The organism is Cytophaga sp. FL35 (assembly GCF_014349235.1).
Lineage (GTDB): Bacteria > Bacteroidota > Bacteroidia > Flavobacteriales > Flavobacteriaceae > Euzebyella.
The window spans coordinates 148,109-171,847 of the sequence record NZ_JACSOH010000002.1; the positions used below are offsets into that span (position 1 = coordinate 148,109).

The window sequence follows — 23,739 nt, forward strand, 5'->3', positions numbered from 1 at the left end:
AAAATATAAAAACCATATCCTAGGACCAGCAACCATGTGGTCATAAGTTAAGATGGTCTAAAATAACGGATTAAAAAATGAGATATTGCTCTGTAAAATTCAAAGGCTATTTCAAAAACATTATTTGTTGAAAAAAGACATTAATTTCCCCAAATCCGTTTCCATAAAGCAGCCAACAACTTTTTGGCATCTCCCCTATCCCTAGGTATTTCTTTTACCTGCAAATCTCCGCTTTCGGAAGAAAGTAGATAACTGAAAGCGAAACGTTCTTCATCTGGGTTCATACTCATCAAACCAAATCGCAAATCATTGAAATAAAGTCCATCGTCCTTTTTCTGAATGGTGTACCATCCTTCTGAGATTTCAGCAAGTCTTTTAAACTTATCATTTTTCTGAAGGTTTCCTAACAAATCTCTATTCTTTGGATATCTCTTAAATTGAATACCCTGCGTATCAAAAAAGGAATAATCGGCTATCAAATAGGCATCTCCCACATCAATGTTCGCAGACCACAGTAGGGTATTGAACGGACTTGGCCTCGTATTCATTTCCCGGTAATCAATTCCCTGTTCTTTTAAATTTCTATCAAATTGATAAAAGGACGCCGCCTTTAAAACCAAGGTCAGTAACAAATAAATAGAGCTGATTTTCAATCCCAAGTCATTCAGTTTTCTGCGCTTCGCGGATGTTCTTTTATGAAACATCGCCAAGACCAAACAAAATAAAAAGGGCAAGGTGTATAAAGGGTCGATGACAAAAATGCTCTGAAATGCCAACCGTATATCAAATGGCCAGAACAACTGCGTTCCCCAAGTTGTAAACGCATCCAGTAATGGATGGGTAATCAAACCCCAAAACATTAGCCAAGACCAGTCTTTGGCCGTTGCCCTACTCCTCCTTTCTACTTTGGAAATCATCCACCCAAAAACGGGAGCGAACAGTACCGAAAAGAAAATGGAATGACTGAAACCTCTATGCATTTCGGTAGCGGTAACGGTATCTACAAAGTGTTTTGAAAGTACATCCAAATCAGGAATTGTACCGGCAATGGCACCGTAAAGCATTGCTTTGTTGCCCACCCGTCTTCCTAGTACCGCTTCACCAACCGCGGCACCTAAAACTATTTGTGTGAGGGAATCCATCTACTCTACAATTTCCATTTTTTTCAACAAAAAGGAAGCATTCATATTTTGGCAAATTCCCTTTTTGAACCGGTAGTCAAAATGAAGTTCATTATCGACTATTTCGGCATCAAAATAATGATTTTCCACTTCGGGCATTTCCTCTGCCACTTCACACAGGCTTAAATCATGGGTAGCAATTATCCCCGTAGCTTTAGAGTTCACCAACCGTTCCACAAACTTTCTACTACCCTCAGCCTTATCGGTACTATTGGTTCCTTTCAAGATTTCATCCAGCACAATAAAATATTGGTCTTTTTGAATTTCATTGACAATAAATTTGAGCCGCTTTAACTCAGAAAAGAAATAGGATTCATCATCTGTAAGGGAATCTGTAGTTCGCATGCTCGTAATGAGCTTTATAGGCGAATAGGAAACCTCATCGGCACAAAGGGGAAGACCAGCATTGGCCATTACAATCTGTAAAGAAACCGTTCTTAAGAAAGTACTTTTTCCCGCCATATTGGCCCCGGTGATGATAAAAAAATGCTCCTTTGCTATTTGAAAATCGTTAAGAACCATCTTTTCAGGATTCAATAAAGGATGACCTGCATTCTTGGAGGCCAAAACTACTTTTTGGCTTTCGTTTACATTTGGGTAACTGTAATTTGGGTGGTTAAAAGCAAAATTGCCCAAGCTATTGTAGGCATCAAACTTTGCCACTGTTTCGAACCATTTCTCGACCGAATCGCCATGTTGGCGCATCCATTTTTCTAAATGAAAGCAATGGTGCAAGGTCCTAAGGAAAAAGCCGTTCGCGAGGATCAAATAAATAAGATTATTGTTTCGGTCGAGACTATTTAGGGAAGCGGAAAACTTGGAAATTAACTTGGAAACCACTTCGCCATTGGATTTCATTTCCTTCTTAAACTCATTGAGATACGAGGAAGAAAATTCTTTTTCTTCCAATAGCGACAATAATTTTTGATACTGCTGAAACGTACTTTGCAATTTGGAAGCATCGGTAACCAAACCAGTGATATTCTTGGTATAAGCTCCCGTAATAGCAAAACCAACAACAAACCAGAATAACAAAAGGGATTCCGGAATCACATCTAGAAAATATAAGGTAAATAGAATGACCGAACCGATTGAAAAAACCAATGGTAAAAACTTCATGTAAGAAGGCACGAAGTATTTATAACTCTTAAGCCAACTAGCAATAAATTTTGTACTGGTTTCCGTTTTTGTTAACGATGCCGTTGCCGAAAAATGTTGACGCCATTCCGGTGTTTGGGCCAATTCTTTAATGGCTTCCTGCTTCTCCTCAATGCGGTCTATATGATTATTTGTTAGAATTGAAGCAAGTGATTGGGAACCCGAGGTCAAGGTCGTTCTATTGGCATACTGATAAAAGGAACCTTTCCCAAACAAATCAATATCCTGACTATAATAGTGCTCCCCATTTTTAAATTCATCGCCCGCAGGCAAATCATGAAAATCACGTTTTAAAACCTTTAATTCTACTTCATTGATTTCGATTAACGCTACCAATAAATTTTTAGCGTATTGAAGGTTACTATGCCGATTTACCAAAACCAAGAAAAGAATAATGGCCACTAAAACTACGCCTAAAACCAGTCTCGTATTACCATAGACAAAGTATACACCTAAAATAGCAGCGCAAAAAATAGCAAGGCGAATCATGCTAGAAACAAATAATTGCTTTTTTACGTTGCTTAACTCCGTCTGATGCTTTGAAATCTGGTTTATATAGAAGTGCTCCAATTCTTGCATAGGTCAATTTATCAATAGCTATCAAAGATACGTCTAAAGAATGGGCAAATAGTTTCAAGAATCTTTTAAAATGGAGTGTAACAGGGATATTTGACCCAAATGATAAGTGTCGTGTTCTATTAATCCCCGGAGCATATACCTGTAATTATAGTTCTCTCCGGGAACGTTAGCCCACAATAAATCATCAGATAAGTGGGCTAAAAGCTCTAATATTTTTCTTTGGGAAGCTTCTAACTCGGAGAGTAAATTTTTCCAGTCACTGTCGGATTTGATTTCTACTGCGGGCCAGTCGCTTTCAGTGTTCATTTCAATTTTAAAAAGCGCCTCTCCCTCCAGTTTTTTGATGACAAATTCACGCCAAGCCAGTAAATGCTTTACGAATTTTACAATGGTCTTGGGGTAATCAGGAACAGAAGCCACTGCTTCCTCTACTGTAATTTGATTCAGTTTTTCCATCAGGGATATACCGTACCAGGGCTCCCCTTTGAAAGTGGCATTTAACTCCTCTACTATTTCTGGAATCTGGGTGTTATTCAAGACGGATATTATAAATTATCCAATTCGGATTTTAATTTTTTGGTCAATTTAGAAACCACCAATTCATAAGAATGGTCTATCAACTCAGTAATCAATTGGGGCGGCACCTCATTTAGCATTACCGTATTCCAATGAACTTTGTTCATGTGATATCCAGGAATAATGGACCCATCATGCTCTTCCCGTAGCAAAATGGCCCTATCTGGGTCGCACTTTAGATTTACCTGTGGTGGTAGCCGATCTAATGCGGAAAGAGCGAACATTTTACCCATTACCTTAAACACCAAGGCATCAGGACCAAAGGGAAGCTCTTCTGTAACGCCCTTTTTGGCCAAACAGTAATCTCTAAATGCCTCAATATTCATTTTTAGTTCTTTTTTACCAAAACGCTATTTACTAAGTCTTGAGCTTTTTCCCAATGATACCGCACCTTCCTAATTTCAAGGTCGCCAATATCGTTTCCCTTTATAGTTTCGATAACTTTTCCTCCCAAAGCTTTGTAAAATGGATGCGCACCTTCATTCTTTTCAAGCACCCACAGGTAAATGCCGGTGTCGGGGTATTTTTGATTCACTTCTTCGGCAGCTACACGTAATAATTGAGAACCTACCCCTTTGCCTTTCATTATTGGTGAGACATGTAGATTATCAACCAACGAGCCGTAGGTTTCGTCATCTTGAAAAAAGGTACAAATAAAACCCGCAAACTCTCCACCTGATCTAGCGACCCAGACACTTTGGTTCGGTTGCGGATTGCTTAAACGCTCCCGCCAAACTTTTTGCCGTTCTTCACCCACCTCATTATCCAAAAATTGGTCGCTAAAAGAACCGCGGTAGTTCTGCTGCCAACTTAAGGCGTGTAGAACGGCAATTTCTTCGGCATTGGCCATGCTTGCCTTTTTGATATCAAGCATTCGTTACTTTTGGGTGGTCATGGAATCGTAAACGATTACCTTGCTCCACAAATCAGAAGATTCTTCAATAAAAAGTTTATGAGGCGGCTCATCTTGGTACTTCTGTTGCGCCTCGGCAGACTCAAAAGTCACGATTAGGGAATAGGTAAAAGACCCATCTACAACATCTCTGCTTGCCTTTGGCGGCTTACCGATAAAGCAGGTTTTGGCGTAAGCGGAATTGTCCAAAAACTTCTGTAAAGAGGTCTCGAAAGCCTTTCTGTCTTCTTGACTATCCGGATTCTTAAACCAGAAATAAACGGTATGGGCAAAATTAGGATCAAATTCTCTCATTTTATCATTTGTTTGGCCATAAACATTCATGGCTGTGGTTATAAATAGTATTGCTAATAACTTTTTCATTTTCTAATATTTATTCTTGTAGTAATTTTTTTTGGTTCTCTGAAATTTCTAAAGCGGAGTAATCCAACTTCCAGCCTATTGTCTCCACAATTTTTTCAATAAGCAATACGGCTTGTATCGCCTCTTTTCTAGCTGTGTCCATTAATCCACTCTCCGGAATTTTATCTCGTATGTGCTCTTTTGCTTCTTTGTTCAAAAGGGTTAGGTCATTGGGCGAGAAAAAATTGAACATGCCGCTTTGAATATCATAAAACTGAATATCCGGCTCAATGGACAGTATTTCCGGCTCCGGAAAATTGGTGAGAATAATCTTTTTATTGGCCTTATCGGCCTTTATTTCTACCTTTTGAAGGTCGTAACCAATTTGAGCTTTCGCATTGATGACCATCAGCGCTTTTTTCTTACTGGTGACCAAGCTCATAAAACGTTCCTTGATATTCTCGTAGCGGTAGATTTCAGCAAAATCACCTTCCACGGATACCAATTTACATACACTTCTGATTTTTTCGAGCAACACTTCAGATTGGTGTTCCGTCTCCTCTTTGCGCTCCTTTTTTTTCATAAAGGTATATACCCAATACGTAAGGATGGCACCCAGAATTAAACCTAAAAAAGAATCAAAAATAGTATCCATTAGTTTCCAATTTCACCCAAATGGGTAAACTTAAAGCCCTTTTCGTATTTGAGTCCGTACCCGAACAAGCGGTCCATTGCCGAATGCGAAAACCAAATAACACCCACCAGTTGTAATAAGGGCACCGAAAGATAACTTCCTAAAAGATAAATTGCAACGGCTATCCCCTTATGATGAAAAAAATTATACATCCATGCGCCTATTCTTTCATTTAGCAAATAGCCCAACATTCCTACATCGGGCACTAGAATCAAGGCTAAGAACCACCACCAACTATAGGGCAATAAAGAGAAGAGATAGATTCCCAACAGTAACTGCCCCAGTTCTTCTAATTTTAAAATTGTCTTCATTTAGCACCATCAATTTTATAAAGTACCGGACGGCTTGGGCTGGCATCGTTTTCAAAGGGAGCCATCTGTAGATTCAGCATATACCGCCCATCTTCAATAGCATCGGGCACATAAATAAATTCTGTAATGGTAGCCTGCTTTCGAAGCGTGCCGTGGTAATTCCAAAAAGCTTTATGCGCGCTTAACGCTCCCTCATCTTTTTCCTTATCTACGGATGGAAGGTCCACCAGTAAATGCTCCACTCCTTTTTCCAAAAGGAAAATAATCGCCTCTTCTAACAGATATGGTGGGTTGCTATGGGAATACTGCTTGGTCAATTTGGTTCGCTCATTGGGTGAAGTTCTAATCACCAGCGTCTTTACGTTCTCGCCTTTTAGGGCTACTTCCAAAATATGTTTTGAAATCACCCAATCATCATCTTGCAATTCTGGAACCACGGTAATCAAATCAGCTAAAAAAAAGTATTGGTTAAGGTGCTGATTGACCGAATAAAACTCTTCCGTTATGTGGCCCACACATTCGGTGTGCGTACCATGGGCGTGCGGATTGAACCAAATATCATTAAAATTGACCGAAGCTCCCTCAGCAACCTTTCCCACGAAATCTCCGTCTCTATGGGGTTCTATTTTTGGATGGGACACATACCAGGCATTTACATTTTGTGCATTGCCCCTAAGCGGAATGGATATATCCAAAGGTTGGGCTAAATCGATGTTGAATTTCTGGTTTTCATACTCAATTTCAGCTTTCATAAAGGCTCTTTTAATGCATTGATATCGATGTGCTAATCATCGGATAAATTAAGCATAAATAAGTCGGCCGCCAGCCCATCGGCTAGAAATTTTCCTTTTTGGGTAGTCAGCAGAACGTCGCCATCTAGGTATAACAAATGCTCCGCTATGTGTTTTTCGGCTTGCTGAAGGGCATATTTCTTAAAGTTTTTCCCAAAGTCTTTTTCAAGTGTACCCAAAGAAACGCCCCAAACGGTCCGAAGTCCCGTCATGACATACTCGTTATACCGGTCCGTTACCGAGAGTACCTCCTTTTCGATGGGAAGCTCCCCATTTTCGATTGCTTTCAAATATTTGGGATTGTTGTTAATGTTCCAAGCGCGACTTGTTCCATCAAAAGAATGGGCAGACGGACCAATGCCTAAATATTTCTTTTGTTGCCAGTAGGCCGTATTGTTACGGGAAAAATATTCCGGCTTTCCAAAATTGGAAATTTCATAGTTGACAAAACCTTCTTTCTCCAATCTATCCACCAAAATATGGAAGTGTTCCTGTGCCACCTCATCGTCCACATTTTTCACCAACCCCTTTTTTATAAAACTCGCCAAGGCCGTTTGCGGTTCCACAGTTAGCGCATAACTCGAAATATGTGGAACACCGAGAGAAAGTGCCGTTTCTATATTTTCCAACCAACGCGCGTTGCTCATATCCGGAACACCGTATATTAAGTCCAGCGAAATATTATCAAAATGGTCGGTCGCAAGTTTTAGGGATTCCAAGGCTTCCTTCGCTGAATGGGCACGGTTCATCAATTTTAAATCTTCCTCAAAAAAGGACTGTACCCCAATACTCAAGCGGTTGATAGGACTCTGGGCCAGTTCCTTTATTTTTTCTTCGGAAAGATCATCAGGGTTCGCCTCTAAAGTCACTTCAGAATTTGGAGCTACTTTAAATTCATCAAAAACGGTTTGAATGAGGGAATTGATTTCCTCACTGGAAAGCACGCTCGGGGTGCCTCCGCCAAAATAAATAGTCTCCACGGTCTCGTTCCCCAACTCTCCCCTTCTCATTGCCAATTCTTTCTTCAATGCGTTGACCATTGCCTCTTTCTTCCCTATAGAAGTTGAAAAATGAAAATCGCAATAATGGCAGGCTTGTTTGCAAAACGGTATGTGAATATAGATGCCGCTCATATATTATTCGGTTCCTCGTTGATGGTTGATGGTTGATGGTTGATGGTTAATGGTAAGAAAAAACTAAATTCTTATATCTAATATCTTTAAACTTTTAACTCATGAGTCCTATGTCAATATTCAACCTTCTTATTTATAAAACATTCTCAATACTCATATCTCATCACTCAAACCAATCCACTTATAACTTTTAACTTAAGAGCATCACCCCTTTTTCACTCGCTTTTCATTTTGTTTTACAAAGGCTTCCCAGCCAGTATAACTTTTACCGACTTCTACCCTACCTTCATTATAAAAATGGCAAACGGCAGCGGCGAGACCATCGGTACTATCCAAGTTCTTTGGTAAGGATTTCAATTTGAGCATCCCTTGTAGCATTTTTGCTACTTGCTCTTTACTGGCATTTCCGTTACCGGTGATGGCCATTTTTATCTTTTTGGGCAGGTATTCAGTGATAGGAATTTGACGTGAGAGTCCGGCAGCCATGGCCACCCCCTGCGCCCTACCTAATTTGAGCATGGACTGTACATTTTTACCATAAAATGGGGCCTCAATGGCTATTTCATCGGGATGATAGGTATCGATCAATTCAAGGGTACGTTCAAAAATGAGCTTTAATTTAATGTACGGGTCGTCGTATTTTTGAAGCAAAAGCTCATTCATCTGAACGAACTCCATTTTTTTGTTCACCACTTTGATCAGTCCGAATCCCATAATGGTAGTTCCGGGGTCAATGCCTAATATGATTTTTTCTGATTTCAAAGACTTTTTAGTTGTTGGTTGTTGGTTGATGGTTGTTGGTTGTTGGTTGATGGTTGATGGTTGATGGTTGATGGTTGATGGTTGTTGGTTGTTGGTTGTTGGTTGTTGGTTGTTGGTTGTTGGTTGTTGGTTGTTGGTTGTTGGTTGTTGGTTGTTGGTAAGAAAAAACTCAATTCTCACATCTCAATTCTCAAGACTAAAAACTCATAACCAAACACTCACTACTCACATCTAAATTACACATAACTAGGAAAACCTTACTGCGGACTCAACACAATCGGGACCCTGAATTTGGCTTTTACGGGAATACCCCTTTTCAGTGCTGGTTTTAGCTCTGGCAGACTGTCTAAACTGGTTTTAATTTGAGAGGTGAAATATGATAAATCATCTTGTAGCAATTCACCGTTTATGATGTCCATTACCTGTAATTCGCCTGTTTCCTTCATCAGCAAATCAATATAAATGGTGTCTTGGGAAGTAAGCTCGGTAGCATAAAACGCATCATCCAAATAATTTGAAAAATGGGTCAATAGCACTTGTGCGAAGCAATTTTTCTGTTCCTCTTTGGAAACCGTTTCATCACAGGAATCAAAAAGAGGGTATTTATCTACCTCTTCCCAATCAATATTCCCAATTTCCTCATTGAGATATTCCCGAGTTTTCTTTTCCCGAGAGGCGGTCCAGTTGCAACTGGAACCGACCAATAAAAGAATAAATAATGTGAGATATCGCATTGCCCTTTAATCTAGGCGGAAATTACGATTTTTTAAGAAGAACCTACTTTTTGCTAAAATGAATCTCTTGCTTTAACTGTGAGACCCTTTTCTTGACCATCTCAATGGCATACCCCTTTTCGTTTCCATACCTCTCAACATATTCTTCGTAAAAAGGAAGCACATTTTCCGGTTTGTCATACACCTGATCGGCTAGGGTGCACACATTGTGAAACAACATGGAAACCTCGGGAGCTTCTTGATGGGCCCTTTGATAGTATTCCAAGGCTTTTCTGGGGTTTTCCCTTACTCTTTCAATTCTGGCCAAGGCTTCATACTCACGCGCCAAAACCGGTGTTTGTACTACAATGGATTTTTGAACAAACCAATGGGCACTGTCCGCCCGCTGCTCTTTTAAGTGGATGAGGCCCAAATTGTAATAGGCATCGGCATTTTGGTCATTAATACGAAGTACTTGGCTGTAAGTAGACCTTGCCTTTTCAAACTCCCAACTTTTAAAATAGCAGAATGCCAATTTGGAAAGAATGTATTCTTGGGTCTCGCCAAGAGCTACCAACCTTTCAAACAAGGGCAACGCTTTTTGGTGTTCATCGTTGTTGAAATAGGCCAAGGCTTTCAAGTTGATAAGAGATACATCATCAGGATATACCCTTAACCCCTGGTCTAAATACTTTAACGCCGTTTCTTTTTCTCGCTTGACCACAAAATACTTTCCTAAACGAAATAGACTCTTTAAATGCTACTGTCTTTTTCAATAGCTTTTTTATAGGAATTCAAGCTACTGGCGGGTTGATTCAATTCTGTAAAAATTTCACCCAGGTAGTAATGGTATTCGGGATTTGAATCATTGGAAGCAATCAATTTTGAAAACAGTTTACGCCCCTCCCTATAAGACTTCGTTTTAAAATACAATTTCCCCAATTCAAACCCGGCAATCTCAGCTTCAGGTCGCTTTGCAACCACATCTTCATATTGCGCAATAGCCCTATCGTATCTGCCCAAGGCATAGTAAGATCGTGCAATTTGAAGGCTCGCATTTGGGTCATTTGATTGGGCATAATGATTAACGGCTTGGGTATAATCACCGATAACATAAAGGCTATCGGCCACCGAATGCTTATTTAGCTGAGCCAATAGGGCGTATTGAAAAACGGCAATTACACCTATTACTATGATATATCTTTTCAAATCTTGCTGATTAGTGAAAGAAACAAAAACTTTTAATTAAGCTCCCATTTTTACACTTAACAAGGGATAGTTAAGATATTGAAACTCTAGCACATCGTTCTTTTGAACATTCAACGTAAAATTTCCGTCAAAATCCGAAACTGTTCGAATGCCCCTTCCCTTTACGACAATATTTACGCCCGGCAGAGGCCTATACCCGTCTGTAGCTTTAGCAATAAATTCTCCGGAGCTCGCATTATAGGAACGTTCGGCAATGACAATTTGCTTTCTCTTACCATCGAGTTTTCTGTCCAACGTCGCACCCTGATCTAGTGAAGGTTGATTCGCCCCGTCGAGCCCCTTAGTTAAAATCTCAATAACCCCGTTTTTACCTTTATCCCCATATTTCTCAACGGCTACCTCTTCTTTTAAAACATTCATGGAAGCAATTTGATCGGGATTCATTTTTTCTAGCTCTTCATAAGAACTCTCCACACCATCTACATAAACCAAAGGTTTAAGATTAGGGCCTTCTGTGCTGCTTATGCTTGTAGTACTGCTATCCTCCGGCCCTTGCAATTTGAAAGTTATAGGCACCGAATAAGCCACCGCCACACTTTTACCCTTGTTTTGAGCCGGTTGCATCTGCGGTAATTTCTTGATGATTCTTAGAGCTTCCTGTTCTAAAGACGCATCTGGACCCCTGTATTGGATACCTTGAATGCTTCCGTCTTCTCCTATGGTAAACATTATGGCCACCCTGCCCTGAATACCCCTTGCCTGTGCATCTTCAGGATATCTAAAGTGTTTACCAACATGTTTGTATAAGCTTTGCTTAAAGCATTCTTTAGAATCTGAAGCGTTCTCACAACCCGGAAAAACAGGTGCTTTTTCTACCGTTGCGAAGGGCACCGCATTTAAATTGGCCATCACATCGTCCATAGACATACGCTGCGGGTTATTGGTTGACATCTCTACCTTAGCTCCTATAGCATTGGTTTGAGCTAACTTAAATTCTATAGGTATCGAGAAGGGTACTTTTACCGCCTTTCCTTGGTGAATCCCAGGAGTCATTTTAGGCAGACGGGCAATGATTCTTTCGGTTTCCTCTTCTAAAAGTGGATGCGGACCACGTTTTCTGATATCGGTGATACTTCCATCCTCGGCAATGGTAAACAGAACAGATACCCTGCCCTCTGCACCAAGTTTTTGTGCTTCTTCGGGATATCTAAAATTCTTGCTTATGTGTTTTTGAATACTTTGACGAAAACATGCCCTTGGGTCGGCTGCATTTTCACACCCGGGAAAAACAGGTACCTCATCCACAGTGGAAAAGGGCACTCCGTCTGAATATCCTACGGCCACCATACTATTGGTACTGTGTTCAAAAATGTCAAAATCACTTGCCAATACCTTTGAGGTTATTTGCATCGCCGCCTTAATCGGCACGCCATTGGGACCGGAAATATAGGAGTATTCACTAACGGGATGTGTAAAGGTGATAGTAGAGTTATCGTCTTTGAGTGCTAACTTCCATTCTCCTCCCTGTTTCGACAGATCTAACAAACGAACATAAAAATCCTGTTCTTCTTCCGGTGTCAGGCTTTCCACATTGTCCACTTCAAAAGTGTTTGAAAGGGTGTTTTCGTTTAAATCCATTTCACAAGAAGTATAGACCAACATCCCCAAAAGTACGGGGAGCAAGGCTAGGTATTTTAACTTCCAGATAGTTCCTGATTTTGCTTTTTGTAACATGACTATTCGTTTTTTGATTAATGATGATTTAAAAAATTGATTGATGAATGAAATATTTTGTGATTGAAAAACTTGGGAGAGCAAAAGCTCGCAATGCTTTGTTCTTTCGTTTTTGGCAACCTCTGCATCGGCGATGAACTCGTGCAGTTCAGATAATCGGTTTTGGTAGACATAAACCAGGGGGTTGAACCATGATATGATGCGCATGAACTCAAAGAACAGCAAATCGTAGGTGTGGTTTTGCCGAATATGCACCAGTTCATGATCGATGATGTTCTTATGCTCCCTTGCAAGTACCCTATCCCCTAAGAAAATGGACTTAAAAAAGGAAAATGCGGCGTCGCTATTTTTTAAAACCACCTTTGTAAATTGGCTATAATGCTCCAACTCACCGTTCTTTCTAAGGGAGTAAAGTTTTCCCAATTTATAGGTGAACAGTGCAAAGGACAAAAAAACTCCCATCAGGAAAACGATGGCTGGCCAACTAAAATTTAAGGAATCATCTTGGGCCACAACGGCCACTTCAGCAGCATTGTTCATGTTCCACCATTCCTCCGGGTATACGTACAAACGTTCAGGCACCTGTGTTTTTAACGCTTCGATTTTTACCCAAGGCAATAGCAAAGAAATGAGGTAAGTACCAATAAGATACAATCGGTTCCATTGAAAAAAGGTCTCCCTTTTCAAAAACAAGTCGTACACCAACAAAAAAACCAATTGAAAGGCGATGCATTCTAAGATGTACTGTATCATTGGAACTCCATTTATAGTTTTCTATTTATTTTTCGGGGATGTATTCTCTACTTTTTTTATTTCCTGAAGGATGGATTCCAGCTCTTTCAGGCTCATGTCGTTCTTCTTCATAAAAAAGGAGACCATACTTTTAAAAGAGCCTTGAAAATAGCCATCCACCAACTTATTAATACTTTGGTTGCTGTAATCCGCTTTTTTCACCACTGGAAAGTACAGATAACCCTTACCCTGTTTTTCGTGGTCCACAAAACCCTTTCCCTCTAAAATCCTAACAATGGTTGAAACCGTATTGTACGCTGGCTTAGGTTCAGGCAACTCTTCTATGATAGAGGCTACATTGCATTTTTGCAACTGCCACAATACGTGCATTACTTCCTCTTCGGCCTTGGTCAATTGCTTCATTCAACTATTTTTTTAGTTTAACAACATTCAAATATAACTAAATTTTTAGTTTAAACTATTTTTTTAGTTGAAAATTTTAATTTACCCGTACTCAATTGTAACTTTTTACGGCTACCTTAGTCCTATTACCAAACAGTACACTATGGATATTGCCCTATTAATAGTTGGATTCGTTTTTACCATAATAGGTATTTTAGGAAGCTTCCTTCCTGTATTGCCGGGTCCACCCTTAAGCTGGGTAGGTCTCCTTTTGTTACACCTCACGGTTGCCGTTCCCCAAGATTGGTGGTTTTTGGGCATAACTGCTGCAGTAGCCCTTATTGTTTTCGCTCTGGATTATGTGATTCCTGCCATGGGAACCAAAAAATTCGGGGGTACCAAAGCAGGTATGATAGGCACCACCATGGGACTCATAGTGGCGCTTGTGTTCCCTATTTTTGGAGCCTTCGGAATTATTATTTGGCCATTCATTGGGGCTTTGGTGGGAGAATTATTGAACAAGGCCGATAAAAAAACCGCGACCAAAGCTGCCTTCGGTTCCTTTCTAGGCTTTTTGACCGGCACTTTTTTAAAGTTTTTAGTTACCATTGTCTATATGGGACTTTTCATTTCAAAGGCCTGGCAATATCGGGAAGGTTTGTTTCCCTTTTTGAATTAACAATCAAAAAATATCATGAGAAAAATAGCTCTACTTTTTTTCCTGTTAGTAATCTTCCAGAACTCGCTTCACGCGCAGGAAGTTTCATTCGCCAAATTGGACAGTCTGTTTCTTATTTTGGAAGAAAATGACCGGTGGATGGGCAGTTTTTCTATGAGTCACGATGGAAAAGAAATCTATAAAAAATCAATTGGCTACGCTGATATCGCTAACGAGATACCGAACCATAAGAATACCAAGTTTAGGGTAGGTTCCATTTCCAAAATGTTTACTTCCGTTTTGGTATTTATGGCGGCAGAAGACGGCTTACTTACTTTGAGCGACACTATTGAGGTATATTTTCCCGATGTACCCAATGCCGAAAAAATTACCATCGGCAATTTACTCAACCACCGCAGTGGTATTTTCAATTTTACCAGCAATCCTCTTTATCTTCAATGGAGTACCCAACCAAAAACCCGAGAGGAACTAATCGAGATAATCAGCGAAACAGAATCTGTTTTTGAACCTAACAGCAAAGCGGAGTACAGCAATTCCAATTACGTCCTACTTACCTTTATTTTGGAGGACACTTTTAAAAAATCTTATGCCGATTTGGTCTCGGAGCGAATTGTCAATCCCCTAAAATTGCCAAACACCTACCTAGGAGGTAAAACCGACATCAGTACAAATGAATCTTACTCCTATAAATTTACCGATACATGGAAAAAGGAAAGTGAAACGAATATGTCCATTCCATTAGGTGCCGGTGCCATGGTCTCCACCCCTAGTGATCTCAATATGTTTATTACAGGCCTGTTTGCCGAAAAATTAATTTCTCAAAAAAGCTTGGATCAGATGAAAACCATCACCGATGGTTACGGGAAGGGAATTTTTCAAATGCCCTTTTATGATAAAAAAGGTTTTGGACATAACGGCGGTATTGACGGTTTTACCTCCATGCTCGGTTATCTTCCCGAAGACCAATTGGCGTTTAGTGTTACCTCTAACGGCTCACGAATCAACAACAATGATATTGTCATTGCTGCGCTAAGTTCCTATTTCAATAAACCGTTTGAACTGCCTTCTTTTCAAACTATAACAGTGAAGCCAGAGATGCTCAAATACTATGTTGGCACGTATGCAAGTAACGATATTTCTTTAAAAATCACCATAAGCCATAATGAGAATGGGCTAATGGCCCAAGCGACCGGTCAACCCTCCTTTCCTTTGGAAGCCACCGCCAAAGATACTTTCGAGTTTCAACAAGCAGGTGTTCGTTTAGAATTTGACGCAGAAAATAGCACCATGGTACTTAAGCAGGCCGGCAAGGTTTATAATTATACCAAGGAATAAATTAATCTGCCCAGACCACTTTATCTTCGATAGGTTCACGAGTGCCTTCTGGCAGTTCGCCATCAAAATGACCCATGTAGAAAAATCCAAGGCATTTTTCTCCAGGTTCCATTTCAAAAAACTCGTCCATGAATTTTATTAATGGCGGAGAACTCCAGTAAGAACCGATTCCCATTTCAGTACAGCAAAGCCACATATTTTGGACAGCCATTGACGTGGCGGCAATCTCCTCCCACTCGGGAAGGCTTTCTTTGGGGTCACGCTGCATGCAAATCGCAATGATGGCACCGGCCATTTTAGGGTTTTCAATAAGTTTTTTCGCTTTCATTTGCTTCGGGTCCGCTACATTTTCCATGTATTTGAGCGAAAGGAACAAACCCAATTTTTCCTTGGTTTTCCCGGTCATCACCTTAAACCGCCAAGGTTCGGTTTTTTTGTGATTCGGGGCCCAATTGGCCGCTTCCAACACTTTTTCTATATCTGCCTTTGCTACAGGCTTGTCATTATATTGAGCGGGAAAGACAGAACGTCTTTTTCTTATTAAATCTAATATCACGCGTAAAATTTTAGTAAATCAAAAATACCCATTACCTAATGAGAAATAATCGCATTTAGGAAAAAGATAACACCCAAAATATTGTTACAACCAACTTTGGTAATACGTACCGTCATCGATATCAAGAGCGGCTTGCGTCAATTGCAGCGGCTTGAAGGTATCCACCATAACGGCCAATTCTTCGGTTCCTTTTTTTCCTATACTTGCCTCATAAGTACCAGGGTGCGGACCATGGGGTATACCCGCCGGATGCAAAGAAATATACCCCTTATCAATTCCCTTTCGACTCATAAAATCCCCATCCACATAATACAGCACCTCATCCGAATCAATATTGGAATGGTTATAGGGTGCCGGAATAGCTTCTGGATGGTAATCATACAATCTGGGGCAAAAGGAGCAAACCACAAAAGCACTGGTCTCAAAAGTTTGATGTACCGGAGGCGGTTGATGCACCCTGCCCGTAATAGGCTCAAAATTGTGGATTGAAAATCCGTAAGGGAAATTATAACCGTCCCACCCTACCACATCAAACGGGTGTGTCGCATACACCATATGATGTAACTGACCTTGCTTTTTGACTTTTATGACAAAATCTCCCTTTTCATCATGTGCCTTTAAATTTTGTGGCAGTTTAAAATCTCGCTCACAAAAGGGCGAATGTTCCAGATGTTGCCCAAACCAGTTTCGGTAGCGTTTAGGCGTATAAATGGGATGATAGCTTTCCGTTATGAACAACCGATTATTAGGCGTATCAAAATGAATTTGATAAATCATTCCTCGCGGGATAAGCAAATAATCCCCGTACTCAAAATCAATATCGCCCATCAAGGTTTTTAGGGTTCCCCCACCCTCATGAACGAACAGAAGTTCATCGGCATCGGCATTTTTATAGAAATAATCCGTCATCGATTCTTGAGGTGCGGCCAGTACTATATGCACATCGGAATTAAAAAGAACCGTTTTTCTACTTTGCAGATAATCATCCTCAGGTCTTACTTCCAATCCTTTTAATAAGCGGGATTTTATATTGTATTCCACGGCAGCCCTAGGCGCTACATCTAGGGTCTTGCCAACCTCCTTGACCTGCGTTGGTCTATGCAAGTGGTACAAAAGAGAGGACATACCATCGAAACCAATGGTACCGAACAACTGCTCATAATGTAATGAACCGTCCTTTTTACGGAACTGCGTATGTCTTTTTTGGGGAATGGCTCCCAATTTGTGATACAGGGGCATAGTATAGTGTTAAGTGAGTTCTTTAAAATTACGACAATTTTTCATCCTGAAGAAGTAATGAATTGAAGACGTACCTACAGTACTTGCGTTAAAAAATTCAGCTATCAAGAACGCTTTATAAAATCTACTTGGGTAGCTTGTGTGGTATGAAAAAGAATAACAAAATGGAAAAGGAACAGAATAAAAAATACAACCCTAATTTAACCGAAGAAGACCTTAGAATTCTAAAAGACAAAAACCTCAGCATGGATAACGGTGACGATCGTTTATTGCAAAATAGAAAGAATCCCGTTGATTTTTCAGGAGAACAGCTTGATGTACCTGGTAGAAATAGAAATAAACCAACTCGCTTAAACGACGAAGAAAATACTCTCTTTGCACAAGGTGGGGAACGGAATGAAAATTTAGAACAGCCAGAACGAGCAAACTCCACAAAATCCGATAGCTAACTTCACTCATGCAAACCTAAGATTGATTTGGCAAAAACAAATGATTATTCTAATGAAATTGAAAGAAGAAAGAAAACAAAATAGTATGGGAGCTACAAGTAATTCTTCGGGGAGCAAGGTAGGTTATAAAGAAGATGTTGGAAATTTTGATATGGAAAAATCCGTTAAAATTCCGTGGAACACGATAGTTATAGTCCTTATACTATTAATGATTGTGGCTGCCATTGTAATTCTTGCTCGCGCATAGTCAGAACCATAATACATAAAAAAAGCCTTCCGATTTGGAAAGCCTTTCATTGGCCCTTACCTTATTGAAGGTTTTGGGTCACAACACAACGGTACAAATATACTAAAGCCATTTTATTTTAAGGCGTCAAAACAAATTATTCTATTTCTTAGAATGAAATGGTCTAACGATTAGCCTTGCTGCTTTGTCGTAATTTATATAATTGTAGGCCCAATTAAAAAATACTACCACCCTATTTCTAAAACCGACCAAAGCCATAAGGTGAACAAACATCCAAACGAACCAAGCTAAAAACCCCGAGAATTTCATTTTGTTCAAGTCCACAACAGCCTTGTTTCTTCCCACGGTAGCCATTGTTCCCTTATCGTTGTAACTAAAAGGTTTCAAATCTTCTCCTTTTAAAAGTCGAAACAGGTTTTCGGCTAAGTGCTCTCCCTGTTGAATGGCAGGTTGCGCTACTTGCGGATGACCTCTTTTGTATTCCTCCGTTTCCATATAGGCTATGTCGCCTATAGCAAAAATATTAGGATAACCCTCCACCCTATTGAACCTATCCACTTTAAAACGATTCAGTTTGTCTACAAGGACTTTTCCATCCAATCCGGGCAAAGATGCTCCGGTTACCCCTGCTGCCCATACCAAATTTTTACATTTCATAGTAGTACCGTCATTAAGGGTTACAGTTTCTCCATCATAATGGCTAACAAGGGTTTCCAAATGTATTTGCACCCCAAGTTCTTTTAAAAATTGGGTCGCTTTTTTGGAAGCATGCTCACTCATAGGCGGCAGAACACGACCAGTACCCTCAAATAGATGAATTTCCATTTCGTCGATATTCAAATGTTTGTAATCCTTAGGAAAAACGTTGTTTTTTAATTCGGCTAAAGCTCCGGATAATTCTACGCCTGTAGGTCCACCGCCCACGATACAGAAATTAAGCAGGGCCTTTCTTTCCTCTAAACTTTCTGAATCATCTGCTTTTTCAAAATTTTGAAGCATCAAACTTCTTATGTTCAAAGCCTGGGGAACGTTTTTCATGGGCATCGCATTTGATTCGAGCTCCTTATTACCATAAAAATTGGTTTTGGTGCCGGTGGCTATGACCAAATAATTGTAGTCCAATTCCCCAATATTGGTTATCACTTTTTGTAAAGTAGGCTCTATTTTACTGACTTCGGCCAGCCTAAAGTGAAAGTTATTCAGTCTTTTTAAGACTTTTCGTATTGGATACGCTATGGAATCGGGCTCTAATCCGCTTGTAGAAACTTGATATAAAAGAGGCTGAAACGTATGATAATTGTGCTTGTCTATAAGCACTATTTGCATGTCTAGGTCTTTCAATTTTTTTGCCAAGGATACCCCAGCAAAGCCACCACCAATAATAATCAGACGTTTTTGGTCCGTTTTGGGTAAGTTCATTCGGTTTTTTTGTAAAATTACGGCTTAGAACCATAGCAATTGGCTCCTATGTCAACTAAATAGTGCGCTATCCCATAAATTTTTAACAGTGCCCGATTGTTCTCAATGTTTAAGCTTTTATATATTTAATGCCATATTTTTCAAATCGACCAACTAATGAAAAACATTGCCCTTTTAGTTTTAACTATAATTGCGTTTAATGCTACCTTAAGTTCTCAGGACAATAGGCACGAAGAACCTATGGGAACTGAAAATATTGCCTATAAATGGGGGAAGCTAGCTCTTGACGCCACCGCCTTAGATACGGATAGATTTGCAGGCTAACCTAACCGATGAAGACAAGGCCTTGGTCGAATTTATGAGAGACGGGCCGCAGTCAGTTCAACGGGCCGGTCACTGGTTAAAATTTGCCCAAGATGTTTCAAGAAGAGACAACCATACCCTTGATGAAGATGTAAAAATGTACTTTCTAACCGAAATAACGGCGATGGATGCCTTTATAGCTTCTTGGGATTCAAAAATGTTCTACGATTATACGAGACCTTACGCTCTAGTACATGACTATTACCAAGACCAAATAATCAAAGCTTGGGGCGGTCCGGGCAAGGGGGTTGTTGAAATGAAGGGACAAGAATGGAGACCATATTCACCAGACGTTTTTCTATGTCCTCCTTTTCCTAGTTATACTTCTGGACACAGCACCATAAGTGGCGCCTGTGCCGAAGCGCTTAGACTATTTACGGGAAGTGATCATTTTGGGGAAGAGGTAACCCTTATTCCGGGGTCGATGACAGAATTGGACGAGGCCCATTTTGGCAAACCTGTGACTTTAAAGTTCCCGACCTTTACCGAAACAGCGAACATGGCCGGCATTTCACGTGTGATGGGAGGCTATCATATACAAGCCGATAATGTTGCCGGTCTTGAATTAGGGAGAGATGTAGCAGGACAAGCTTGGAAATTCTACAACACCCATTTGGGCAATTAGGAACAAATGGGCAAAAAGCTGCTTCGGAACCGTAAGGACGTGCATCTTTTGGTCACTCATTTTTATGGTAAAATAAGGGAGCATGCTACCCTAGGCCCTATTTTTAATATAATCATAGAAGACTGGGATGCTCATTTTGAGGTACTCACCAATTTCTGGGAATCCCAACTCTTTTTGAAAAGAAACTATCACAATAATCCGATCAAGGTGCATAATGAAGTGGACAAAAAAATGGAACACATGATAAAGTCGGAACATTTTGGGATGTGGCTCAACCTTTGGTTCGAGACCTTGGACGAGCTGTTTGAAGGCGAGGTGGCCTATATTGCTAAAAATCGCGCTCAAAAAATGAGCAGTATGCTTTTCATAGAAATGTTCAAAGCAAGACCTAAATAGGTAAAAACGGACAGTTACGACCAGTTTTGGTTTTGCGGGTTTAGCATTTTCTTCACTTTTATTTTTGCTAAATTGCCGACCTCAACCTAGAAGCATCACACATGAAGGTTCGCGAAAAGTTTTTGCTTATTTCGTTTATTAGTATAGCCTTGATTATAGGCATATCATTTCTCTGGAAACCAATTCTTTGGACGTTTCTCATCGTAGCACCTCTTTTTATTATGGGGGTTTTCGATATAGTTCAGACCAAACACACCATTAGAAGAAACTTTCCCGTCATTGGTAGGTTTAGGTATATGCTAGAGTCCATTCGACCTGAAATCATGCAATATTTTGTAGAAACCGATACGGAAGGCCGACCTTTGAACCGAATTCTACGATCACTTATTTACAGGCGAGCAAAAGGGGCCAACGATACCGAACCTTTCGGCACACAAATGGATTTGTACCGTGCCGGTTATGAGTGGATGGAACACTCCATGTACGCCAAGAAAAATCCACAGGAGATTGGCAAATTTCCAAGATTGACCATAGGTGGCAAAGATTGCAAACAGCCGTATTCTTCAAGTCTATTGAATATATCGGCCATGAGTTTTGGCTCCTTGAGCAAAAATGCCGTTTTGGCTATGAACAAAGGGGCCAAAATGGGAAACTTTGCCCATAATACGGGCGAAGGGGGCATTAGCGATTATCATTTAGAAGGTGGTGGTGACCTCATCTGGCAAATAGGAACCGGCTATTTTGGGTGCCGAAATGATGACGGTACCTTCAATGAAAAGACATTCAGGGAAAATGCCTTGAGACCTACCGTAAAGATGATTGAAATAAAATTATCGCAAGGCGCCAAACCCGGTCACGGTGGCATACTTCCCGCTGTAAAGAATACTCCTGAAATTGCCAAGATACGACATATACAACCGGGTATTGCCGTACATTCCCCACCATCACATTCCGCATTTTCCAACCCTATCGAGTTCATGTACTTTATCAAAAAACTGCGTGAACTTTCAGATGGGAAACCCATAGGTTTCAAACTATGTATTGGTAGGAAACAAGAATTTATGGACTTCTGTGAAGCCATGATCCATACGGGTATTACTCCGGATTTTATTACCGTAGACGGAGGAGAAGGAGGAACGGGCGCCGCTCCGGTAGAATTTTCAAATACCATGGGTATGCCCTCACGGGAGGGGCTGGTTTTTGTTCACGACACTTTAGTTGGATTTGGATTGAGAAGAGATATCAAGGTCATTATCGCCGGAAAAATAATATCTGGATTTCATATGGCAAGAGCCATTGCCCTAGGTGCCGATGGATGCAACAGCGCCCGAGCCATGATGTTGGCCGTGGGTTGTATTCAAGCATTGCAATGCAACACCAACACCTGTCCTGTTGGGGTGGCCACTCAAAACAAATCACTCATGAAAGGGTTGGTGGTCAATGATAAGGCCCCACGAATCAAAAACTATCAAGAAGCGACTATACACAGCTTTTTAGAGCTAGTGGCCGCTGCCGGTCTCAACCACCCTTCAGAACTTAGAAGGGAACATATCAGCAAACGCATTGGCATGTACAAGGTAGCTACCTACGATGAAATTTACCCGTATATGGAAGAAGGATGCCTTTTAAATTTGGCAAACATCCCAAAGGACTATCAAAAGTTCTTTAAATTGACCAGGATCATGTCCAACTAATAACTATAAAAAATAGCAGAGGGTTTTACTTTTGACATTCCATCGGAAAAAATGTAAATTTCTCCGCCCGATTTCAAACCAACCCTACCAAAAAATCATTCATGAAAAAAAATGCATCTAGAAGATCATTTCTAAAAAAAGCTACCCTAGGTTCCGCAGCCCTCACTTCTGCACCCATGGTTTTTGCTTCCTCCAAGGACCAAAAGTTACCACTTTACAGACGCTATGAAGAAATTCGTTATTCGGCGAACGACCATATCAATATTGGTGTTATTGGCGTAGGCATCCAAGGTATTTTTGATGCTAGGGATGCGCTCACCGTTAGTGGTTCTAGAATTACGGCAGCTTGTGACCTGTATACAGGAAGACTGGACAGAGCGAAAGAACTATGGGGTGAAGAACTATTTATTACCCGAGATTACAGAGAACTTTTGGAAAGAAAGGATGTGGATGTTGTTATCGTTGCCACGCCCGACCATTGGCACACAAAAATCACCATAGATGCCCTAAATGCCGGTAAACATGTGTATTGCGAAAAACCCATGGTTCAAAAATGGGAAGAAGGGCAAGCAATTATTGATGCCCAGAAGAAAACCGGAAATTTTTGTCAAGTAGGTAGCCAAGCCATGGCCTCTTTAGGTAATGAGAAGGCAAAACAGCTATATGAAGAAGGTGCTATAGGCGATATTGTTATGCTGGATTTTTACAACGACCGCTATTCTGCGGAAGGGGCATGGCAATATCCCATTCCCCCAGATGCCAGCAAAAAAACGGTGGATTTCGATACGTTTTTGGGGAACGCCCCAAAAGTTGCCTTTGAGCCAAAAAGGTTTTTTAGATGGAGAAACTATCGGGATTATGGTACCGGAGTGGCAGGAGACCTTTTTGTTCACGCATTCTCAACACTTAACCATGTTATTAGCTCCCATGGTCCCAATAGAGCCTTGGCTACTGGAGGACTCCGCTATTGGAAAGATGGTAGGGATGTACCTGATGTGAGCATCACACTCTACGACTACCCAAAAACAGACACCCACGCGGCCTTTAATGCAGCCTTCAGAATCAATTTTATTGCCGGAAGTGGAGGTGGCGGCGGATTCAAACTAGTGGGCACCGAAGGTGAAATGGAAGTAGGACAAAATTCTGTAACCCTAAAAAGGTCTAAATTAGGCTTAGTTCCCGGTGGCTATTCGCTAACCGCATTTACTGAAGAAATGCAAGAAAAAATAAAACAGGGCTATGCGGAACAAAATTTAGAAAAACGTTCCTCTGCCTTGAGTACGGGTACGACCACTTGGAAAGCCCCCAGTGATTATAAAGGTGCCAGACACGACCATTTTTTTAATTTATTCCAAGCCATTCGCGGTAAGGGCAAGGTAATACAGGATCCAACTTTTGGCCTAAGGGCAGCAGGGGCTGCACTACTTGCCAACGATAGTTATTATTCAAAGGCACCCGTTAATTGGGACCCAACAAAAATGAAAATTATATAATCCAAATATTCAAC

General features: G+C 40.6%; 27 protein-coding genes and 1 pseudogene. 9 read left to right on the forward strand and 19 right to left on the reverse strand.

Going from position 1 to position 23,739, the window contains the following annotated elements:
* Positions 1–140: 140 nt before the first annotated feature.
* The 16 genes and pseudogenes from BIZ36_RS01875 to BIZ36_RS01950 form a co-directional block, all read right to left on the reverse strand.
* Positions 141–1,142, reverse strand: coding sequence for a metal-dependent hydrolase (locus BIZ36_RS01875; RefSeq protein ID WP_187456164.1), 1,002 nt, complete (start codon positions 1,140–1,142; stop codon positions 141–143).
* A complete protein-coding gene (locus BIZ36_RS01880; RefSeq protein WP_187456165.1) occupies positions 1,143–2,918 on the reverse strand; it encodes a MutS-related protein in 1,776 nt (591 codons plus the stop codon).
* Positions 2,919–2,972: 54 nt separating this feature from the next.
* Positions 2,973–3,455, reverse strand: a complete 483-nt coding sequence (locus BIZ36_RS01885; protein ID WP_187456166.1) for a DinB family protein — start codon at positions 3,453–3,455, stop codon at positions 2,973–2,975.
* Positions 3,456–3,463: 8 nt separating this feature from the next.
* Entirely contained in the window at positions 3,464–3,820 is a 357-nt protein-coding gene (locus BIZ36_RS01890; RefSeq protein WP_187456167.1) for an MmcQ/YjbR family DNA-binding protein, read from the reverse strand.
* A 2-nt stretch (positions 3,821–3,822) separates the two neighbouring features.
* Positions 3,823–4,368 carry a GNAT family N-acetyltransferase gene (locus BIZ36_RS01895; protein WP_187456168.1) on the reverse strand — a complete coding sequence of 182 codons (546 nt, stop codon included), beginning with the start codon at positions 4,366–4,368 and terminating at the stop codon, positions 3,823–3,825.
* Between the two features lie 3 nt (positions 4,369–4,371).
* The gene (locus BIZ36_RS01900) at positions 4,372–4,770 is read right to left on the reverse strand and encodes a Dabb family protein (protein WP_187456169.1); all 399 of its coding nucleotides are present in this window, start codon (positions 4,768–4,770) and stop codon (positions 4,372–4,374) included.
* A gap of 10 nt (positions 4,771–4,780) precedes the next feature.
* Positions 4,781–5,404, reverse strand: coding sequence for a DUF4230 domain-containing protein (locus tag BIZ36_RS01905; protein WP_187456170.1), 624 nt, complete (start codon positions 5,402–5,404; stop codon positions 4,781–4,783).
* Positions 5,404–5,754: a DUF4260 domain-containing protein gene (locus BIZ36_RS01910; protein WP_187456171.1), complete on the reverse strand. Its 351-nt coding sequence runs from the start codon at positions 5,752–5,754 to the stop codon at positions 5,404–5,406. The genes BIZ36_RS01905 and BIZ36_RS01910 overlap by 1 nt, the downstream gene beginning before the upstream one ends.
* Positions 5,751–6,506 carry a cyclase family protein gene (locus tag BIZ36_RS01915; protein WP_187456172.1) on the reverse strand — a complete coding sequence of 252 codons (756 nt, stop codon included), beginning with the start codon at positions 6,504–6,506 and terminating at the stop codon, positions 5,751–5,753. The genes BIZ36_RS01910 and BIZ36_RS01915 overlap by 4 nt, the downstream gene beginning before the upstream one ends.
* Before the next feature lie 32 nt (positions 6,507–6,538).
* Positions 6,539–7,678 carry a radical SAM family heme chaperone HemW gene (hemW, locus tag BIZ36_RS01920; RefSeq protein WP_187456173.1) on the reverse strand — a complete coding sequence of 380 codons (1,140 nt, stop codon included), beginning with the start codon at positions 7,676–7,678 and terminating at the stop codon, positions 6,539–6,541.
* Between the two features lie 204 nt (positions 7,679–7,882).
* Positions 7,883–8,620, reverse strand: coding sequence for a crossover junction endodeoxyribonuclease RuvC (gene ruvC, locus BIZ36_RS01925; protein WP_353616806.1), 738 nt, complete (start codon positions 8,618–8,620; stop codon positions 7,883–7,885).
* A gap of 77 nt (positions 8,621–8,697) precedes the next feature.
* Entirely contained in the window at positions 8,698–9,174 is a 477-nt protein-coding gene (locus BIZ36_RS01930) for a hypothetical protein (protein WP_187456174.1), read from the reverse strand.
* Positions 9,175–9,217: 43 nt separating this feature from the next.
* Positions 9,218–9,883 (reverse strand): annotated as a pseudogene (locus BIZ36_RS01935) (tetratricopeptide repeat protein); the annotation flags it as partial.
* Between the two features lie 23 nt (positions 9,884–9,906).
* The gene (locus tag BIZ36_RS01940) at positions 9,907–10,362 is read right to left on the reverse strand and encodes a tetratricopeptide repeat protein (protein WP_187456176.1); all 456 of its coding nucleotides are present in this window, start codon (positions 10,360–10,362) and stop codon (positions 9,907–9,909) included.
* Positions 10,363–10,398: 36 nt separating this feature from the next.
* Positions 10,399–12,849 carry a TonB family protein gene (locus tag BIZ36_RS01945; RefSeq protein ID WP_187456177.1) on the reverse strand — a complete coding sequence of 817 codons (2,451 nt, stop codon included), beginning with the start codon at positions 12,847–12,849 and terminating at the stop codon, positions 10,399–10,401.
* Positions 12,850–12,870: 21 nt separating this feature from the next.
* Positions 12,871–13,251, reverse strand: a complete 381-nt coding sequence (locus BIZ36_RS01950) for a BlaI/MecI/CopY family transcriptional regulator (protein WP_187456178.1) — start codon at positions 13,249–13,251, stop codon at positions 12,871–12,873.
* 142 nt (positions 13,252–13,393) lie between these two features.
* Here BIZ36_RS01950 and BIZ36_RS01955 point away from each other — a divergent pair, with 142 nt between their 5' ends.
* Complete coding sequence (locus BIZ36_RS01955; protein ID WP_187456179.1) at positions 13,394–13,909, forward strand: DUF456 domain-containing protein; 516 nt, start codon at positions 13,394–13,396, stop codon at positions 13,907–13,909.
* Positions 13,910–13,924: 15 nt separating this feature from the next.
* Positions 13,925–15,244, forward strand: coding sequence for a serine hydrolase domain-containing protein (locus BIZ36_RS01960; protein ID WP_187456180.1), 1,320 nt, complete (start codon positions 13,925–13,927; stop codon positions 15,242–15,244).
* Position 15,245: 1 nt separating this feature from the next.
* Here BIZ36_RS01960 and BIZ36_RS01965 read toward each other — a convergent pair whose 3' ends face one another.
* Together BIZ36_RS01965 and BIZ36_RS01970 are read right to left on the reverse strand one after the other, a co-directional pair.
* A complete protein-coding gene (locus BIZ36_RS01965; protein WP_187456181.1) occupies positions 15,246–15,800 on the reverse strand; it encodes a nitroreductase family protein in 555 nt (184 codons plus the stop codon).
* 84 nt (positions 15,801–15,884) lie between these two features.
* Complete coding sequence (locus BIZ36_RS01970; RefSeq protein WP_187456182.1) at positions 15,885–17,039, reverse strand: homogentisate 1,2-dioxygenase; 1,155 nt, start codon at positions 17,037–17,039, stop codon at positions 15,885–15,887.
* Between the two features lie 146 nt (positions 17,040–17,185).
* On the opposite strand from BIZ36_RS01970, the gene BIZ36_RS01975 reads away from it, so the two are divergent.
* Positions 17,186–17,488, forward strand: coding sequence for a hypothetical protein (locus BIZ36_RS01975; protein WP_187456183.1), 303 nt, complete (start codon positions 17,186–17,188; stop codon positions 17,486–17,488).
* An 85-nt stretch (positions 17,489–17,573) separates the two neighbouring features.
* Positions 17,574–17,735, forward strand: a complete 162-nt coding sequence (locus BIZ36_RS01980) for a hypothetical protein (RefSeq protein ID WP_187456184.1) — start codon at positions 17,574–17,576, stop codon at positions 17,733–17,735.
* 141 nt (positions 17,736–17,876) lie between these two features.
* Here BIZ36_RS01980 and BIZ36_RS01985 read toward each other — a convergent pair whose 3' ends face one another.
* The gene (locus BIZ36_RS01985) at positions 17,877–19,154 is read right to left on the reverse strand and encodes an NAD(P)/FAD-dependent oxidoreductase (protein ID WP_187456185.1); all 1,278 of its coding nucleotides are present in this window, start codon (positions 19,152–19,154) and stop codon (positions 17,877–17,879) included.
* A gap of 156 nt (positions 19,155–19,310) precedes the next feature.
* Here BIZ36_RS01985 and BIZ36_RS01990 point away from each other — a divergent pair, with 156 nt between their 5' ends.
* The 5 genes from BIZ36_RS01990 (at position 19,311) to BIZ36_RS02010 (ending at position 23,725) form a co-directional block, all read left to right on the forward strand.
* Positions 19,311–19,478, forward strand: coding sequence for a hypothetical protein (locus BIZ36_RS01990; RefSeq protein WP_187456186.1), 168 nt, complete (start codon positions 19,311–19,313; stop codon positions 19,476–19,478).
* A complete protein-coding gene (locus BIZ36_RS01995) occupies positions 19,468–20,142 on the forward strand; it encodes a vanadium-dependent haloperoxidase (RefSeq protein ID WP_286174508.1) in 675 nt (224 codons plus the stop codon). The genes BIZ36_RS01990 and BIZ36_RS01995 overlap by 11 nt, the downstream gene beginning before the upstream one ends.
* A gap of 6 nt (positions 20,143–20,148) precedes the next feature.
* Positions 20,149–20,538 carry a group III truncated hemoglobin gene (locus tag BIZ36_RS02000; RefSeq protein WP_187456187.1) on the forward strand — a complete coding sequence of 130 codons (390 nt, stop codon included), beginning with the start codon at positions 20,149–20,151 and terminating at the stop codon, positions 20,536–20,538.
* Between the two features lie 101 nt (positions 20,539–20,639).
* Positions 20,640–22,232, forward strand: a complete 1,593-nt coding sequence (locus tag BIZ36_RS02005; protein ID WP_187456188.1) for an FMN-binding glutamate synthase family protein — start codon at positions 20,640–20,642, stop codon at positions 22,230–22,232.
* 101 nt (positions 22,233–22,333) lie between these two features.
* Positions 22,334–23,725: a Gfo/Idh/MocA family protein gene (locus BIZ36_RS02010; RefSeq protein WP_187456189.1), complete on the forward strand. Its 1,392-nt coding sequence runs from the start codon at positions 22,334–22,336 to the stop codon at positions 23,723–23,725.
* Positions 23,726–23,739 lie beyond the last annotated feature (14 nt).